General features: G+C 62.9%; 18 protein-coding genes. 6 read left to right on the top strand and 12 right to left on the bottom strand.

What is annotated here, in order from left to right:
• Positions 1-7 precede the first annotated feature (7 nt).
• From ACWCOO_RS06080 to ACWCOO_RS06135, 12 genes are all read right to left on the bottom strand, one after another.
• Positions 8-1036, bottom strand: a complete 1029-nt coding sequence (locus ACWCOO_RS06080; RefSeq protein ID WP_446830107.1) for a tetratricopeptide repeat protein — start codon at positions 1034-1036, stop codon at positions 8-10.
• Positions 1033-1440, bottom strand: a complete 408-nt coding sequence (locus ACWCOO_RS06085) for a cytochrome c-type biogenesis protein (protein ID WP_446830108.1) — start codon at positions 1438-1440, stop codon at positions 1033-1035. Before ACWCOO_RS06085 ends, ACWCOO_RS06080 begins: the two co-directional genes overlap by 4 nt.
• The gene (locus ACWCOO_RS06090) at positions 1437-1982 is read right to left on the bottom strand and encodes a DsbE family thiol:disulfide interchange protein (RefSeq protein WP_446830109.1); all 546 of its coding nucleotides are present in this window, start codon (positions 1980-1982) and stop codon (positions 1437-1439) included. Before ACWCOO_RS06090 ends, ACWCOO_RS06085 begins: the two co-directional genes overlap by 4 nt.
• Complete coding sequence (locus ACWCOO_RS06095; protein ID WP_446830110.1) at positions 1979-3910, bottom strand: heme lyase CcmF/NrfE family subunit; 1932 nt, start codon at positions 3908-3910, stop codon at positions 1979-1981. Before ACWCOO_RS06095 ends, ACWCOO_RS06090 begins: the two co-directional genes overlap by 4 nt.
• A gap of 49 nt (positions 3911-3959) precedes the next feature.
• Positions 3960-4406: a cytochrome c maturation protein CcmE gene (ccmE, locus tag ACWCOO_RS06100; protein WP_446830111.1), complete on the bottom strand. Its 447-nt coding sequence runs from the start codon at positions 4404-4406 to the stop codon at positions 3960-3962.
• Positions 4403-4582: a heme exporter protein CcmD gene (gene ccmD / locus ACWCOO_RS06105; protein ID WP_446830112.1), complete on the bottom strand. Its 180-nt coding sequence runs from the start codon at positions 4580-4582 to the stop codon at positions 4403-4405. Before ccmD ends, ccmE begins: the two co-directional genes overlap by 4 nt.
• Positions 4579-5349, bottom strand: a complete 771-nt coding sequence (ccmC, locus tag ACWCOO_RS06110; protein ID WP_446830113.1) for a heme ABC transporter permease CcmC — start codon at positions 5347-5349, stop codon at positions 4579-4581. Before ccmC ends, ccmD begins: the two co-directional genes overlap by 4 nt.
• A 135-nt stretch (positions 5350-5484) precedes the next feature.
• The gene (locus ACWCOO_RS06115; protein WP_446830114.1) at positions 5485-6195 is read right to left on the bottom strand and encodes a heme exporter protein CcmB; all 711 of its coding nucleotides are present in this window, start codon (positions 6193-6195) and stop codon (positions 5485-5487) included.
• Positions 6144-6758 carry a cytochrome c biogenesis heme-transporting ATPase CcmA gene (ccmA, locus tag ACWCOO_RS06120; protein ID WP_446830115.1) on the bottom strand — a complete coding sequence of 205 codons (615 nt, stop codon included), beginning with the start codon at positions 6756-6758 and terminating at the stop codon, positions 6144-6146. Before ccmA ends, ACWCOO_RS06115 begins: the two co-directional genes overlap by 52 nt.
• Before the next feature lie 27 nt (positions 6759-6785).
• Positions 6786-7781 carry a zinc-dependent alcohol dehydrogenase family protein gene (locus ACWCOO_RS06125; RefSeq protein ID WP_446830116.1) on the bottom strand — a complete coding sequence of 332 codons (996 nt, stop codon included), beginning with the start codon at positions 7779-7781 and terminating at the stop codon, positions 6786-6788.
• 102 nt (positions 7782-7883) lie between these two features.
• The gene (locus tag ACWCOO_RS06130; RefSeq protein ID WP_446830117.1) at positions 7884-8339 is read right to left on the bottom strand and encodes a c-type cytochrome; all 456 of its coding nucleotides are present in this window, start codon (positions 8337-8339) and stop codon (positions 7884-7886) included.
• A gap of 143 nt (positions 8340-8482) precedes the next feature.
• Positions 8483-9925 carry a flavin monoamine oxidase family protein gene (locus ACWCOO_RS06135; RefSeq protein WP_446830118.1) on the bottom strand — a complete coding sequence of 481 codons (1443 nt, stop codon included), beginning with the start codon at positions 9923-9925 and terminating at the stop codon, positions 8483-8485.
• Between the two features lie 159 nt (positions 9926-10084).
• Between ACWCOO_RS06135 and ACWCOO_RS06140 the strand changes: the two genes are divergently transcribed.
• Genes ACWCOO_RS06140 through ACWCOO_RS06165 form a run of 6 tightly spaced genes read left to right on the top strand, consistent with a single transcriptional unit; the run spans position 10085 to position 17445 of the window.
• On the top strand, positions 10085-11023 hold the full coding sequence (locus ACWCOO_RS06140) for a DUF1838 family protein (protein WP_446830119.1): 939 nt from the start codon (positions 10085-10087) through the stop codon (positions 11021-11023).
• Positions 11020-11892: a DUF1838 family protein gene (locus ACWCOO_RS06145; protein ID WP_446830120.1), complete on the top strand. Its 873-nt coding sequence runs from the start codon at positions 11020-11022 to the stop codon at positions 11890-11892. Before ACWCOO_RS06140 ends, ACWCOO_RS06145 begins: the two co-directional genes overlap by 4 nt.
• Positions 11889-13373, top strand: a complete 1485-nt coding sequence (locus tag ACWCOO_RS06150; RefSeq protein ID WP_446830121.1) for an MFS transporter — start codon at positions 11889-11891, stop codon at positions 13371-13373. Before ACWCOO_RS06145 ends, ACWCOO_RS06150 begins: the two co-directional genes overlap by 4 nt.
• 46 nt (positions 13374-13419) lie before the next feature.
• Positions 13420-15489 (top strand): nitrilase-related carbon-nitrogen hydrolase, encoded by a 2070-nt coding sequence (locus tag ACWCOO_RS06155; RefSeq protein WP_446830122.1) that lies wholly within the window; start codon positions 13420-13422, stop codon positions 15487-15489.
• 31 nt (positions 15490-15520) lie between these two features.
• Positions 15521-17008 carry a flavin monoamine oxidase family protein gene (locus tag ACWCOO_RS06160; protein WP_446830123.1) on the top strand — a complete coding sequence of 496 codons (1488 nt, stop codon included), beginning with the start codon at positions 15521-15523 and terminating at the stop codon, positions 17006-17008.
• Positions 17008-17445 carry a c-type cytochrome gene (locus ACWCOO_RS06165; RefSeq protein WP_446830124.1) on the top strand — a complete coding sequence of 146 codons (438 nt, stop codon included), beginning with the start codon at positions 17008-17010 and terminating at the stop codon, positions 17443-17445. The genes ACWCOO_RS06160 and ACWCOO_RS06165 overlap by 1 nt, the downstream gene beginning before the upstream one ends.
• Positions 17446-17474: the final 29 nt, after the last annotated feature.

Here is a 17474-nt window from a genome sequence, read left to right on the forward strand (position 1 = left end):
CGCCAAGTCAAGGTGCGGGGCTAAGCTCAAGCTCCAGGGTGCCCTGCCCGGCCTGCCATTGCCCCTGCGCCTCGAAGTCGCCTGCATTGCGCGTGGTCTGGCCGCTGACGGAAAGCCGCGCGGTAATCGCCAGTTCGGGCTGATCGGAAATTTTGGCGCCGGGCAGCATGGCGTCGCCATCGTCCAAGCCCGTGGCGAGTGGAAAAAGCGCGCCATCGATGCGCTTGGCGGCCAGCGGCGGCCCCGGCTGGCCGGGAATGCGCGCCACGATGAATAGAACTGCGCCGGGCGGCGGTGAAGCGCCCTCCGCCAAACTCAATCGAAGCTCTACGATGCCGGTGGAGGCGCCGGCGTTTGCATCGGCGGGAGCCGCCAAGGACGGGCCGGATGCCCCCAGATTCGCCAATTCGCGTTCCACGATTTCTCGCACTTCCGGCGTTACAGGTCCCTCCAGCATAGCGCGCCAGCGCCGCACAGCGGTTACTGTTTCCCCTCTGGCGCTGGCTCGCAAGCCCCCATACCAGAGACCCTTCGGGTGCGTGGGGTCGAACTCAAGCGCCTGCTCCACCATGTCGCCCGCTTCCTGCAGCAGGCGTTCGGGACTTTCCAGGATCAGCGCCTCGGCTTTGCCCATCAGCGCGTCCGGATCGCGCCCTCCGGTAAGCGCCAGGACCCGGTCGAACGCCTCCACAGCCTGCGGATAATCGCCAAGCTGGCTGTAGGACGCCCCCAGCAGCATCCAACCCTGGGCATCTTGCGGCGATTGTTCGAGCCTTTCGCGCAACGGGCCCACAAGACGCTCAAGCGCCAGCGGTTGCCCACCATCCCCGATCTGCAGTTCCGAGTGAGCCCACTCGTGGTTGCTCGATTGGAAATATGTCAGCAAGCCCAAGGCCGGAATCAGCAGGCAGACGGCGGTCAGCGCCGCGGTGCTAATAGGCCGCGCGCGGTCGCGCCACAGTGGAACCGCAACACAGGCCACAGCGGCCAGGATCAAGATCCCCGCGACGATCGCAAACCAGGCGAAGGCGCTCATTCGCGTTCCGGGATCGGCAGCCGCGAGCGGCGGCGGATAACAGCGGCAAGCGTGCCGAAAGCCACTGCCACCACGATCACCGGGCCAGCCCAGAGCAGCAAGGTGTTGGGTGCAAGCCGTGGCCGGTAGAGCGCGAAATCGCCGTAACGATCCAGCAGGAACTGCTTGACATCGTCTTCGCTGGCGCCGTCTTTCACCATCTTGTGCAGTTCCCGGCGCATGTCCCTGGCCAGAGGCGCATCCGAATCCGCCAGGTTCTGGTTCTGACATACCATGCAGCGCACTTCTTCAAGCAGCTTGCGGTAGAGCTCCTGCTGAGCCGGCGTGGCCAGCGGAGGCTGGGTATCTACCGCCATCGCATTGGCCGCCATCAGCAGCAGCGCAAAAGTCGTCATTCGTTTCATGGCGCTTGGCCCGCCAAGACCGGCGCGAACGCTTGCAAAAAGACCGCGCTGTCAAGAGGTCCCACGTGTCGATGGAGCACGGTGCCGTCGGCGTCAATCAGGAAAGTCTCCGGTGCGCCATATACGCCCCAATCGATGGCGGCCCGGCCGTCGGCATCGACTCCTATGGCACGGTAAGGGTTGCCGCGCTCTGCCAGCCACTGGCGGGCATCGTTGCCGGCGTCCTTCCAGTTGAGGCCATACAGGGGAACCCCCGCCCGGCTCAACTGCATGAGAAACTCGTGTTCTACAACACAGCCGGCGCACCAACTGGCCCAGACGTTCAACATCCAGGCACCGTCTTCGATATCGGTAAGCGAAAATGTCGCGCCCTCGTCCAGCAGCGTGGGCAGCGAGAAATCCGGCGCCGGCCGGCCGACTAGCGGCGATGGCACCAGACTTGGGTCGCGGCCCAGGCTCACCCCGAACAGCAGCACCAGGGCCAGCAACACGCCGCTGGGCAAGAGCAGCAGCCAGCGATTGCGCCGTTGGCGCGCCGTCACGTCGAATCTTCCACGGAACGCGCGCGCCGATAGCGGGGATCCGTAATCGCCAGAAGGCCGCCTAACGCCATCACGAGCGCGCCCAGCCAGATGAAGCGCACTAGTGGCTTGAACTGCACACGCACACTCCAGGCATCGTTGCCTAACGGCTCGCCCAAGGCCACGAACAGATCATGCCGCCAGCCGGCGTCAATGCCGGCTTCGGTCATCGGGCTTTTCTGCACTTCATAGACCCGCTTTTGCGGATAAAGCGTGGCTACCGGCCGATTGTTCCGGGTTACGTCCACGACGCCCTGCTCCGCTTCGTAATTCGGGCCCTCCACCTGTTCGATACGCTGTAGTTCGAACTCGTAGCCGGCCACCGCCAGGCGCTCCCCGGGCGCCAGACTGCGGTCCAACTCCACGCCCCACGCGGAAACCACGACGATGCCCAGCGTGGTGATGCCAAGACCGCAATGCGCGAGTTGCATACCCCACGACGACCGCGTCGGCCGGGGGCCGCGCCGTAGCAGCCACGCGAACGGATCGCGCAAGGCCGCGGCAATTACCCATAGAGCGATGAGCATGCCCACCAGTGTGAGTATCCCCGCATACCCATAGACCAACAGCGTAAGCCCGACTACCGCCAGCAGCGCCACCAGCGCAGGCACACGCAACTTGCGCATCCATGCGGTTTGATCGGTTACGCTCCAGGAAGCGTGCATGCCCGCCCCCACGACCACCAGCAACGGCAGCATGGGCAAAATGAAAACCAGGTTGAAGTACGGCGGCCCGACCGAAATCTTGCCCAATTCCAGCGCGTCGATCGCCAGCGGATAAAGAGTGCCGAACAGCACCAGCACGGTCGCGGCGCTGAGCAGTGCGGTATTGACCAGCAGCGCCGCCTCGCGCGAGACGAGCTTGAAGCCGGCCGGTGGGTTTGTAGCCGGGTTGCGCAGCGCATAGAGGAGTAGCGCTCCGCCCATCACCACGGCCAGAAACACGAGGATGAACAACCCGCGTGCAGGATCACTGGCGAAAGCGTGCACGGAAACGAGGACGCCCGAACGCACCAGGAATGTGCCGAGCAAGCTGAGTCCGAACGCAGCAATTGCGAGCAGCAACGTGGCACTGCCGAACAGCCCGCGCCGTTCGGTCACGGCCAGCGTATGAATCAGGGCTGTGGCGCCCAGCCAGGGCATGAAGGAAGCATTTTCCACCGGATCCCAGAACCACCATCCGCCCCAGCCCAATTCGTAGTAGGCCCACCAGCTACCCAAGGCAATGCCTACGGTAAGGAACATCCAGGCTGCCGTCGTCCACGGCCGTGTCCAGCGCGCCCAGCGCCGGTCGAGGCGTCCGCCCAGCAAGGCAGCGATAGCAAAGGCGAAAGGCACAGCCAGCCCCACATATCCCATGTAGAGCAGCGGCGGATGCATGGCCAAAGCCGGATCCTGAAGCAGCGGGTTGAGGTCGGCGCCGTCCACTGCGGGCGGAAAAAGTCGCAGGAAAGGGTTGGAAGTCAGCAAAATGAAAAGCAGGAATCCCACGCTCACGAAACCAAGGACTCCAAGCACCCTGGCCGTTAATTCTCTGGGCAGCGCTCGGTTGGCGAGAGCCACGCCGCTGGTCCAGGCACCCAGAATCAGTTGCCAGAGCACCAGCGAACCTTCGTGAGCGCCCCAGATCGCGGCAAATCGGTAGAGCGCGGGCAATTTCAGGTTCGAGTGCAAGGCCACGTACTGCACGCTGAAATCATGTCGCCAGAAGCTCAGCGCCAGCATGGCGAACGCCACGGCCGTGAACGCGAGCATGCCCAAGGCGCAGGGTTTGGCCACGGCCATCCAGCGTTCGTTGCCGGTTTGCGCCCCAACCAGTGGAAAAACCGTGAGCGCCAGCGCCAGGGCCAGAGCCAGGGCGAGACTGATCTGGCCGATTTCGGGAATCATGCGCTGTGGACTTTCCGGCTTTGCGCCGGCTCAGCCGCAGGACTGCGCCTCACGGTAGCGAAACGCCCGGCGGATGTCCCCGCTGCTCAAGCATTTCGGCTACTTCCGGCGGCATGTAATTCTCGTCGTGCTTGGCCAGGACTTCATCGGCGCGAAACAGTCCACCCGCTTCTACCATGCCGTGAGCCACCACGCCCTGCCCCTCGCGGAACAGGTCCGGCAGAACGCCGGAGTAGGCCACGGTTATGGTTTGTTCGAGGTCCGTTACGTCGAACTGCACTTGCAACGATCCTGGCGCACGCCGAATGCTGCCCTGCTCCACCAGGCCGCCGACCCGCAGGCGCTGTCCGGACGGCGCTTCTCCCTGGGCAATCTGCGTAGGCGTATAGAAATACAAGAGGTTCTGCTCGAACGCAGCCAGCACCAGGGCGGTGGCCGCCATCAGCGTCACCAGCCCGAGCCCCAGCGCCAGCATTCTGCGGCGGCGCGGTGTCATATGCGCAACTCCCATGCGCCTTCGTTCGACGCATCGCTCAGGTTTCGGATTTGCCTGCGCGCGCCGCTTAACCGGCGGCGGGCGCTGAACAACAGTCCTGCCAGGATCGCAAACGATAGCGCCACGCAAGGCCACACGAATGCGCCATAGCCGCCCATGGCGAAGAACTCGCTCATGCGCTTGCCGCCGCTGCTTCGCGCGCCCAGCGTGCGCCGCGTTCCCGCAGCAGCACTTCGGCGCGGGCCCTGGTCAAGGTGACCGAGATAGCGAACAGCACCGCGCCCACGATCATCACCAGCAGTGGCCATAGCATGTCCCAGGTTATCGCCGGCGCCGCCAATCGCGACAGCGTCGGCCCCTGGTGCAGGCTGCTCCACCATTCGACCGAAAACTTGATGATCGGCAGGTTCACGACTCCCACCACCGCCAGAATCCCGGCCGCTCGGTCGGCGGCGTTGCGTTCCTCCAGCGAGGCATGCAGCAGCATATAGCCCAGATACAGGAAGAACATCACCAGCACCGAAGTCAGCCGCGCGTCGCCCCAGCTCCAGTAGGCGCCCCACATCGGCTTGCCCCAGAGCATGCCGGTCGCCAGCGCCAGGCCCGTAAAAGCCAAGCCTACCGGCGCCGAAGCGACAGCGATGGCGTAAGCCAGTTTCATGCGCCATACCAGACCAATTGCCGAACCGATCGCCATGAGCGCGTAAAGCTGCATCGCCAGGTAGGCAGCCGGCACGTGAAAGTAGATGATGCGAAAGGCGTCGCCCTGTTGGTAATCGGGCGGCGCAAGCAGCAAGCCGCCGACAGCGCCCACGCCGATGGCGGCAGCGCCGGTCCACAACATCCACGGCTCCAGCCGCCCCGCCATGCGGTAGAAATGCGGCGGGGAGGCCAGCCTGTGGAACCAGTTGGGAAGTCGAATTCTGGGAAACCACCTTGGCATGCGAATCACTTGCTTGACGATGCATATTCTAGCCCGGATGTCCGGGCAAAGCGGCAGCGCATAGCGCAAAATGAGCCAGCCCCGAATATCTCAACAGACCGGATCGAAGCCAGGAATCTGAATGAGATATGAGGACTAGTTTGCCGTGGCCCGCAATGACGCGGCGCAGGCCCACGGCAAGAGTCCCAACGCGAGCAGCAGAAACGCCGCCAGCATCATTAGCGGAGCAGCCGGCGGGCTGCCCGCGGCTGCCAATTCCACCGCGCGCGCTCCGAACAACAACACCGGTAACGACAGGGGCAACACCAGCACCGCCAGCAATCCAGCCCCCCGCCGCAAGCCTGATGTCAGCGCCGCCGCCAGCGTTGCCAGTAGGCTTAAGGCCGGTGTTCCAATCGCCAGTGTGGCCGGCAGTATCAACAGCGCTATACCAGTCACGCCGTAGCTGTATGCCAACAGCGGCGACAGCAGCACCAGAGGCAGCGCGAATATGCACCAATTGGCCAGTGCCTTGGCTAACGCAATTGCCGCCGGATCAACAGCGCTAAGCAGCATCAGGTCAAGCACCCCGTCTTCCCGATCAGGTTGAAACAGCAAGGGCATAGCGAGCAGCATCGAAAGCAGCGCCGCCACCCATATGATGCTGGCGCTCCAGCCCGAAAGTGATTCGTCCATCCCGGCAACAATCGGGAACAAGGAGGTGGAGCAAGTGAAAAAAGTAATATTAATAATTATATGATTCCATTTCTTAATGTATATTAAGATCTCCTGTCGCAGAATGTTCAGCCACAATCTCATTTCCCGACGCCCAGGATCAGTTGCGCGCTGGGCGCATCCACATCCCATGCCTCACGATGACCGGCCAGAACCGCGCAACCTCCTTGCTCCAGGTGCTTGGAGACTTCACGCATCAGCCAGGATCGACCCTGAGCATCAAGATTGGAATCGGGTTCGTCCAGTAACCAGAGCGGCGCTCGGACGCCTACCAGCCCGGCCAGCGCCAGCCGACGCCGCTGGCCGTAGGAAAGCCGCGCGGCGGGGCGATCTTCCAGACCCTTCAAGCCCGCCCGCTCAAGCAATTCCCGCTCGTCCCCGGCTCGCCCGGCAAGGCGCAAGAGAAAAGCCAGGTTGCGGAGTGTGCTCAATTCGCCCTTGACGCCATCCTTGTGCCCCAGCCAGCCCAACTTGCGCGCATAAGCGGCTGGATCGGCACGCAGAGATACACCGTCAAGCAGCAGCTCACCGTTTTCAGCCGGTAACAAGCCCGACAGCACCCGCAGCAACGATGTCTTGCCGGAACCGTTGCGACCGCGCAGCAGAAGCATGTGTCCCGCTTGCAGTGAAAACGACAGTTCGTGAAACAAGCGCCGCTCGCCTCTCCACAGAGTGAGCCCCTGCGCATCAAGCATTGCCGGCACCCGTGCTAACGAGGTGGACTAACCGATTCTGACCAGCAGCTTGCCGAAGTGCTCGCCGCGCGCGATGGCCTGAATGGCTTCAGGTCCCTCGGACAGGGCGAATTCACGGTCGATGACCGCCGAAATGCCATGTTGCGCAAGGTGCTCGGCCAGAGCAGCGTGATCCTCGCGGGCACCCACCGTAATGCCATGAATACTTGCGCATTTCCCGATCAGCGCCATTGCGTTCAATTCTGCGCTTATTCCGCCCAATGCCCCCAGCATTCCAACAGCTCCGTTAAGGCCCAGAGCTTGTAGCGATTGGCCCAGAGTTGCCATCCCGCCGGTTTCGACGACCACATCCACGCCGCCGGTGCGCTTGAATGCCTCCAGGCCCCACTCGGGCGTGTCGCTGTAATTGATGGTTTCGTCTGCACCCAGCTCTTTGGCCCTCTCAAGCTTGTCGTCGCTCGACGAGGTAATGACTGCAGTTGCACCCAGCGATTTTGCGATCTGCAAGGCGAATATCGACACCCCTCCGGTTCCCAACATCAGTACTTTGGAGCTTGGCCCCAGGCGCCCTCCGCAATGCAGCGCCGTCCAGGCCGTCACGCCGGCGCAAGCCAATGCGGCGGCGGTTTCCATGTTCATCCCTTCGGGAACCGGCAGCAGCCCGCGCTCGGGAAACAATCCCAATTCGGTCAGCGCACCAGGCGCCTCGCAGCCGGTCGAGCGGGTGCGCATCCCGGAACGCACGGGCTGTGATTCCCAGTCCTGCCAGAACACCGTCATCACACGGTCGCCGGGACGGTATTGCGACACGTCCGCACCTACCGCTTCCACGACACCGGCGCCATCCGACAGCGGGATGAGCGGAAAATTTTTCTCGCCTCCGTAGAAGCCCGCGCAGATCATGTAATCGCGGTAATTTACGGCTGCCGCGCGCATGCGCACCAGCACCTCCCCGTCACCCGGCTCCGGCGTCGACACCGACTGAACCGCCAGATGTTCGAGGCCGGATTTAGAAAGCTGCACAGAATGCATTGATATTCCTCTTGATTTCATAACCTGACAAGACTGCGGGCATAGCCGTCACAAGCCGCCGCTTTGGTGTCTGGATTATAGATTGGCGGCCGGTTACCGAGACTCTTCATCCTGTGCCCGCGTGGCTTGCTGCAGGTAGAGGATCAGGTCGGAACGATCTTCGGGATCGCCAAGGCCGGCGAACACCATGCGGTTGCCCGGCAGAAAATCGCTGGGCCGGGCCAGCCACCGGTCGAGTATCTCCGGTGTCCACACGATGCCGGACTCAGCCAGCGACTGCGAGTAGTCAAAACCTTCAGCGGTGCCGGCGGCACTGCCGAACAAGCCAAAGAGAGAAGGCCCCACGACCTTGTTGTCGCCCTTCTCAAGGCTGTGACAGGATCGGCATTGCAGATACAGAAGCCGGCCCCGGGCGGCATTGGCTCCCGCCAGCCGCTCTCGGAGCGCCGGCGAACTCTCGGGCGCCTGGTCAGAAGCCTGGTCCGCATCGAACGCTGCAGCCGGATACAGTCCCACAAACCCGATCACGGCCAGTGCGGCCCCCGTCATGCGCAGCGCCCGCCACCCGCAGCGTACCCGCAGCGGCCCGCAAATGGCTCGCATCATCCGCAAACTGCCGAACCGAGAATCGCTCGGCGCCCGAAACAGGTATCCGCGCCTGGTAGCGCAGGTCTTGGCCATGCCATTCGGACTCACAGTTCCAACAGCGCCCCGACCGCGGCGCGCTCGGCAGATTCCATTGCCGCCTCCATGCCACGGTTGGACACCGCCGTGTGCTCACCGCAAAAGCGTAGCCGCCCGAAGGGCTCCGAAAATCGTGGCAGGTATTCGTGCAACTGTCCCGGCCGCCATTCGGTCCAGCCGCCCCCTGCATAAGGATCCATGTGCCAGCTCTTGTAACCCACCACCTCGAGTTTCCCCTGCGCCGCCGGTCGCAGACGTTCGTACTCCTTGACCACCAGCGCGCGCGCGGCCTTCTCGCCCAGCCGGTCCAGTCGCTGGGCCATGAAACCGCGGGCCCTGGCCATGAGTCCGGTAATCTCATGACTGTCTGTCAACTGGCGCAATGCGCGGACCTCGCCCAGCGGGGTATCCGTCCACATGGCGGGGTCGAGTCCGTCGTCTTCCCAGAAATTCTGCTTGGCATGAAGCACGATCTTGTTGATCATCATGGCCGGCAACAGCTTGATGGCCCGATCGAGAATCGGCGGCAACCCGGGATCGAAGCCTATCCAGCGCATCGGAGCAACGGGCACTGCGCAGATCGCTTGCCGAGCCAGATGGCGGCCACCATCGTCCGTGAGCACCTCGACTTGCCCGCCGCCCTGGGTAACCCCCACAACCCGGCGCCGGCGCAGCACATCGCCTGGCAATGCCGCCGCCATAGATTGCGCCAACCGCTCATTGCCGCCTTCGATCTTGGCTGCAAGTTCGCCGAGCTGGCTCTGCACGGCATCCCAGGCCACGCGAAAAAACCAGATCAATATCGAGCAGTCGTGTGCCGAAGAGCCGCGCCCAATGTTGATTTCGTAGTTTTGTGCGATCGTGTCGGCACTCCATCCCAGCTCGTTCAGAAATTCGTATACGGATTGATCCAGAGCCTGGCTTTGCGGCAGCAGCCAGTCGTCGTGATTGGCTAGCGGATTATGACCGGCGATTGTCTTTTCGAAGAAACGACGGCCGGGAAACTCGTTCCTGAAATCCGCCGGAAGCAGGTTGCCCGGATGCGAAGGCCATGCGGCGCGCGGAATGATTTTCCCTTGCAGGGCGATTTCTGGACGTGACAGCCCGCGCCGCGATGCGTGGTCAACAAGGCGCAAACCAAGCTGCCGGGCGACTGCGAGCACCCGCCCATAGCCGCCGAGAATGCTGTCGCCGCCCGCTTCCGGCGCACCCGGCAAGCCATCGAAACTCTGCAGGCGCCCGCCGACGCGATCCTGGGCTTCCAGCACAGTAACCTTGGCGCCTTGTTCGGCCAGCAGCGAGGCGGCGTGCAATCCCGCCAGCCCTGCTCCCACAACGAGCACGTCCGAGCGGGTCGTGGTACGCACGGCGCTGCCGCGGCCGAGCCTGGGCCAGACTGCCGCCGCAGTCAGGCCGAGAAGTGCGTCCCGCCGGCTGATGAGTGGGGTCACGGGTAAATCTTCGGATACTGCCTGAACGCGCAAAGTGTACGCTGTGCGCCCTTTCGTCGCAGAAGCCTGTCAGCGCCAACGAGCAAAGAGCAGACAATCTATCTCGTAAACTATGGATCTCTTGAGGGGAGCACGAACGGGTCCTGATGCGCTACGCGAATGCACGCTGACTGGCAAACGAGCCGTCGGCAACTACTGGGAATGCTCGGCGGAAGCGCCGTATTGGGGGCCGGCTGCGGCAAGGCGGCGGTCTCCACTTCGCAGCAGCCCAATGACGCAGCGCTCAATCTGGAAAGCCAGGCAGACCGCGTGCGCGCTTTCGTCAAGGCCAGCACCCGCTTGACGCCCGGCCGCGCAATCTGGTCCACCCGCGCCGAAGTGCATTGCATGCTGCCGCCGGACCAGGTAGTGCCGCTGCTGCGCGTGAAGGGTTGTGAGCAACAGTGGGTGCGCCCGCTATCGCACACGGAATTCCTGAGCTTCGACAGCCTGGTGACCTACTATTGCGACTTCGAAACCGACGAAGTGCTACGCGAGTTCCGCAATCCTCTCACCGGCGAGCTCAACAAGGTCGTTCCCTTTGTCAGCAGGATGAAGGAAGGCCGCGAGATCTCGCCGCGCGGCGTCATCTTTCGCGTCATGCGGCAGGCCTTCCCGGAGTTCTATGCGGACCTCGGCTTCAACGTCGTAACCCGCGCCGTCGGCCAGAGCGTGTCGTTTCAGGGAGAGTTCCAATGGCCACCCGAATTCATTCGCCCGCCGGCCGGGTCGAAACTCACTATTTTCGCCCGGGCCGCCGAGCTGGCCGACCCCGATCTAGATTCGGCGCCGGCCACATTTGCGGGTTACGTGCTGATGCCGTTTTTTCCGTGGATGGGAATGGGCGAACATCCCGGCCATCTATTGTGGCATGTGCAGGGCTATAAGGTTGATTCGCTCGACGCTCTGGACGACGATTACCTGGCCGCCGCGCGCACCGATTTCGGCGACCGTTTCGAGCAATCGCCCGAATTCGACGCCGAACCTTCGGGTTTTGCGCGCAGGTTGAGGGCTATGGGCCGCCTGCCTGATCAACCGCTTCCGGAGGAAATGCAATGAATGACCATGGTTTTCCGCTGCTCGACCGCCGTAATCTGCTCGGCGCAGCAGGTCTCGGCTTGCTGCCAGGCCTTGCCGGTGCGCTGGACCTGGCGGGGGGCGCGGCAGAACTCGGCGATTCCCCCGAGCTCAAGGACCCCTGGATGCGTGATCCGCAGAAGGCTTTCCACAACTTCCTGCGCGCCCAGGGCGATCTGTCGGGCCGGATATCTCCGCAATGGTGGCGCGGCGGCTATCTCGCGATTTACGGCGACCGCAACCCGGAGTTGCTGTTTCGCATGGAAGGCTGCGAAATGAAGCGCATTGTGGCTCTGGGCGACAACGAGTTCCAGTTTCAATACAGAATCTTCACTTCGTTCAAGGATCCGCACACCAACGAAACCCTGAACGGCAGCGTCTGGCGCAATCCGATTTCCGGACAGGAAATCACTGTCGAACCCAATATTTCGGGCGCCGAGCGGATAGTCGCGCTTACCAGCCGCGGCATCGTGGAGCGGGACATGCGCAGCGGTTTCGAGGCCGTCATCCACCAGCTCTGGACCGCCCAGGGCGCGTATGCCATGTCCAGCGGCTACAAGGACCGGCCCGCCCAGCGCCCCATTCCGATGAAGGAGTTCGCCACCAGTTTTCTCGATCGGCGCGCGGCCGCCGATTTTGACGCGCCGCGGCTCGAAGTCCGTTTCAACTCCACCTTCGTGGCGCCGTTTCAGCGGTGGATGCGGATGCCGGAGGGCGCCGGCATTGCCGTCTGGCATGCATCCGGTCATAAGGCGCGTGACGTGGAGAGCCTTCCTCAGGAATACCTGGAGCAAATGCACAAGTACCGCCCGGAAATGAAGGAATGGATCGGCGCGGACGGCGTGGCATGAAGTCGCCCGCCAAGCCACCGCAACAGGGCGCCAACGCCCTGGAGTTGAAAACGCCTTGGTACACCATGGCGTTTTACGGCTGCGGCGGCTTGCCGGACAGCATCAAGAACTACTCCTGGGACCTCTTCGTGCTGTTCCTGTACACCCAAGTGCATGGACTGTCCGGCACCCTGACCGGAATCGCGCTGCTCATCGCTCTGGCCGTCGACGCCGTGACCGACCCCTATGTCGGTTTTCTCTCCGACCGGATCCAGGGTCTCAAATTCGGACGCCGGCACACCCTGATGATGCTGGCCGCCCTGCCCTTCGGGTTCAGTTTTTACGGCCTGTTCGTGCCACCGGCCGGGCTTGGTCAAGCCGGACTCTTCGGCTGGCTGCTGGCCTTCGCGATCCTCAACCGGCTCTTCATTACGCTTTACATCGTACCGACCAAGGCGGTGGGGGCCGAACTTAGCCGCGATCCGGTCATTCGTCCCAGGATCATCGCCTTTTCCAACATCGGCCAGAACCTGGCGCGCATCAGCTTGCCGCTGCTTGCGTTCGGCTATTTCTTTCTCGAAAGCGGCGATCGTTCGCGCGGGCAACTGGACCCTGCGAACTACCCGCCATTTGCAGCCACCTTCGCCGCCATCGCGGTGGTCGCCATGCTGATCTGTATCGCCGGCACGCTCAAGCCGATTCGGGAAATCGAGCGCATGGAGCCGCCGCTGCCCAGGCCGCGCATCGGCCCGATGGAGGCGCTGCGAGCCGTCATCTCCGCCATGACTGTCACCCCCAATGTGCGCAGGTCTCTGATTCTGGCGATCGTCGTGTTCTTCTCGATCGTTTCGATTTCCGTGCTGAAAGTGCATCTCGTGACCTACCTCTGGCAAACGCCTCCGGACCTGACCCAATGGGTGGTATCGGCCCAATACATTGGCGCTTTCGCGGGAGTGTTGCTGCCGTTCGTGGTCAAGGTGGTGAATCGCAAGCTCTACCTTTCGGTGGGCATGTCCGGTTTCACGCTGCTGTCGGCGCTGGCCGTGTTGTTGCCCGTTTTCGGGCTTCTCCCGCCGGCGGGATCGGACGAGCTGGCTTACATCCTGGTCGGCATATTTTTCGCCGCCGGCGTGTTGCTGGGGGTGTACTTCATTGCCATCGGCGCGCTGGCTGCGGACGTGGCCGACGAACACGAAGTCAATACCGGCAAGCGTCAGCAGGCGTTGATCAGCGGCTTCGGAAGCTTCGCGATCAAGGCCGCGGACGCCATCATGACGTTCCTCACCGGCATCTACCTCGATATCATCAACTTTCCGGCTGGTGCGGAAGTCGGTACAGTGCCGCAGGAGAAAGTCGAGGCGTTGGCGTATTTTTCCGCCGGGTTCTGCCTGCTGGGCGCTGTCCTCGTCCTGCTCGTGATTTCGACATTCGAAGTTTCCGCCAGCAAGCAGCAAGAGATCAATAAGCGGCTGCAAGCCATGATGCGGCCGGAAAGCGGGTAACCGGCACCAGGCGGAGCGCCGGCATAATGAAATCAGGAGCATCACCATGCTGATCATTTCACAAACAGCCTGGAGTGCGGGCGACGCGGCCGCGCTCGCCACCAACATTCATAACGCCATGGAGCAGGTACGGCAGCGGCAGCTCGACGCTCTGGACGAACCGTTGCTGCTCTTGCCGCAGGCCGAACCGGCGGATGAAGCGCCCGAGCAGAGCGCGCTGCTCGCCGCTCTCGGCGAGATCGCCGCGCGTGAAAGCATCCTGCTCGCTGGAGCGGCACCGATGATGAGCAAGGACGGGGTCGTCACTATCGGCTTTCTGATGTCCGCTGGAGGCGAAGCATTGCTCGCGGCGCCCAAGATATCCCCCGATCTCGCAAACGGTTTCAGGTCGGAATGCAGTTCGGCTCTGGGCCGCCCCGCCAAGTTCCAGACCGCAAGCACGGGACTCGGACAGGTCGGCATCCTGCCGGGTGAGGATGCCCTGTTCGCGCACCTGGCGCGCGCGCTCACTTGGGCCGGTGCGGAAATCATCCTCAACCCTGTCGCCGAAGTGAACGACCATCTCTTCGAGGCGCGGCTCAATGCCCGCCGGGCCCGCGCTTGGGAGAACACCGGATTCGTGGCGGTCGCCGGAGCAGTGGGCGGGCGTCCCCGCAGACCGGCTTGCTCGCGCCTGATCGACTTCAACGGCGCGGCCACTTGCGCCACGGGCGAGACGGATCTGCTGCTTCCCGACCTCGACATTCAGCGGCTGCGGCGCCGGCGCAACGACATCTTCGCCGTACAGCCGCTGCACCTGCGCGCCAACCTATATGCCGACGGTTACCAGCGGCTGATCGATTCCCGCGCCGAGCCTCTGCCTCCGCCGCCTCGGACGCGCGCTGAATGGATCGGAGAGTGCGGTCGCCGTCAGGCCCAGCGCCCGGCGCCTTCGCATCCCGAGCGTATCGAGCAATACGACGTGATTCTCACGCAGACTATGGGCAAGCTGATTCGGCGCGAGGACGATGTACACGCGCTGCGCCGCGACAATACCCTGCGGGCCATGCGGCTTGCCGAGCGGCTGGCGTCCAGCCCCAGCATCAAACTGGTGGTGATGCCCGAGTTCTTCATGCACGGCCAGGGCGGGCATGGCTTCCGCTCGCCGATAACACTGCAGCGCCTTGCCATTCGCTACCCGGGCCCGGAGATGGAGCTGCTGCAGGATTTCGCCCTCAAGCACAAGGTGTACGTGGCCGGTTCCAGCTTCGAAATCGACGACAAGCTGCCCGGGCATGTATTCAACTCCGCCTTTATTCTCGGCGACACCGGCGAACTCATACACCGCTATCGGAAGATTCAGTGCGCGGACGTCTGGGGTTCGCTGCCGGACACGACCCCCAGCAGCATCTATGACCGCTACCTGGACATCTACGGTTACGACTTCCTGTTTCCGGTGGCCGACACGCCCATCGGCCAACTCGGCACCATGGTCTGCTTCGACCAGGCGCATCCGGAAGTAGCGCGTATGCTGACCCAGTACGGAGCGGAAATAATCATCCATCCCAGCTCCGAGGGACATGGCAGCCAGCGGTCCGGCTGGGACGCCGCACGCGTCACCCGGGCGTTCGAGAACACGGCCTACGTGCTTTCGGCGATGCCCGGAGCGGAGTTTTTCCATCACGGCAACGGCGAACTCCCCACGGCGCAAATGCGCGGCTATACCAAGATGGTGAACTTCGACGGCAGCGTACAAGGCGTGGCGGACGGTCCGGGCGCCTGCATTCTGACAGGGACCGTAGATCTCAAGGCCCTGCAGCGGGCGCGCGCCAATCCCTTGACCCATCTGCCTCTGTGGGACGATCCGGAGGTCTATGCACAGATCTACGCCGGCGAAGTGGGCCTGCCCAACAACCTCTGGGGTTCGGATCCTCTGGAGAATCCCTATGTGGGCTTCGGACCTCTGAAGTCGCGGCTGGAGAGTTACTACGCGAAGGGTGTGTTCGTGCGTCCCAGCGGGGTCGATCCGAATGCGCCGGTCAGTTCCAGCCGGGTCTATGGGCCGCCTCTGAAGGCGCGTAAATCTCATCGGCTGGCTGACCAGGAACGCCTCGACGGCGAGTCGATTCAGGTGTGAGGTCAGCGCACAAACCTATCGGAGGTCATACATGAGTATTCATCGCAGGCAGGTATTGAAGAGCGCGCTATCGCTTTCCGTTCTGCCGCTCTCGTATTCGCTCTTGCGGCCTGAAGGAGCGCGCGCAGCGGAGAAGGCCACGGTAGTGGTTATAGGCGGCGGTCTATCCGGGCTAAACAGCTCGCTGCTGCTATCGGATTTCGGCCTGGACGTGCTTCTGCTGGAAGGCTCGCGCCGTGTCGGAGGGCGAGCCTATACCGGCGATGGGATCGAGACACGGCCCGAGTACGGCGCCAGCCAGATAGGGCGCTCGTACGCGCGTGCCATCGATTTGTGCGCTCGCTTCGACCTGAATCTGGTCGCCGAGCACCGCGTCATATTGCCCATGTCCAACTATGTGCGCGGCAACTGGATTTCTTCGGCAGACTGGCCCGATTCCCCGCACAATGAGATGTCCGCCGACGAGCGCGAGGTACCTCCGGCACTGGTAGGCATGAGCTTGCTGTCGCGGCTGAATCCACTCAAGAATCTGGACGACTGGCTGGACCCGGAATTTGCTTCCTACGACATCGCGATGCTCGACCTGTTTCGGCAGAATGGGGTTTCCGAAGCAGCTATCCGGCTGGCCGCCTCTTCGCTGGACATACGCTCCACATCCAGCTTGGGCATGATGCAGGAAGGTACGCGAACGCAGTTTGACGCGAACTTTGGAAGAACTGAGTCCGAAAAGCCGAGAACAGCGTATGGTTTGGCCGCAACCCGGCAAGAGGGAGAGGATATTCCACCGGTCAGAAACGTTGAAGGCGGCACATCCCGATTGCCGGAAGCCATGGCGGAGGCGCTTGGCGACCGGGTCCGCTACGGCAAGCTGGTTGCCGAAATCGACATGTCCGGGCCGGACGCGGAAATCCGCTGCATGGACGGCAGCCGCTATCGCGCCGACTTCGTGGTGGCGGCGGTGCCGTTCTCCACGCTGCGCAATATATGGGTGTCGCCCGGCTTTGCTGGCCGTCAGGCTGAAGCGATCCTTGGCCTGCCCTACAGGGGCACCACGCGCGCTTTCGGAGTGGTGGAAGAACCATTCTGGGAAGAGGACGGGCTGGAGCCTTCGTTCTGGACGGACGAAACCATACAAACCGTGTGGCTGCTCGGCAAGCGCCCAGGGGAGGACAAGCACCGCTTCGTCATCACTTTCACCGGTCTGGGATCGTCGCGCATCGATCAGTTGCCCGAAGACCAGGCCCTCGCGCTGATCCAGTCCGAGCTTGCCCGTGTGCGTCCCGCCACACGCGGCAAGTTTCGCATCCTGGCCCTCTACGGCTGGCGAAAGAATCCCTATATTCAGGGCTGCCGGCACATGTTCGCACCGGGGCAGATCACGCGCTTCGCCAAGGAAATGATCGAGCCGCATCGGCGCCTGCACTTCGCGGGCGAACACACGCGGCGCATGGACTTCGGCATGGAATCGGCGCTGGAGAGCGGCGAGAGAACCGCAGTTGAAATCCTGGAGCGCGCATAATGCATTCAAAATACGCAAGACTAATCACCGGCGTCCTGTGCCTGGTCGTGCTGGGGTGGGTCACCACCCTGACCCGACCGCTCGATGCACAAGACGCCTCTTTCGCTGCGGCCGATGCCGAGCCCGCCGACCCCAGGCTGGTAACGCGAGGCAAACGGCTCTATGTGTTCTGTCAGGCCTGCCATGCCACCGAAGCCGTGTCCGGCAGCAAGATTGGACCTAACCTGGCCGGGATATTCAATCGGCCTGCCGCAAGCCTCGAAGATTCGGTCTATTCCGATGCCCTGAAGGCGCAGGAATTCGTCTGGGACGAAGAAAAGCTTGATGCCTGGCTGGAACGTCCGGCGAACCTGGTGCCCGGTAACACGATGAGCTTTGTCGGTCTGCCGAGCGCGCAGAATCGCGCAGCGCTCATCGCCTACCTGAAAACGCTCTGACGCTGCGGTGGCTTCCGGAGGGCCGGCAA

This window comes from Candidatus Foliamicus sp., from assembly GCF_965221325.1.
In the GTDB taxonomy this organism is placed as follows: domain Bacteria; phylum Pseudomonadota; class Gammaproteobacteria; order Steroidobacterales; family Foliamicaceae; genus Foliamicus.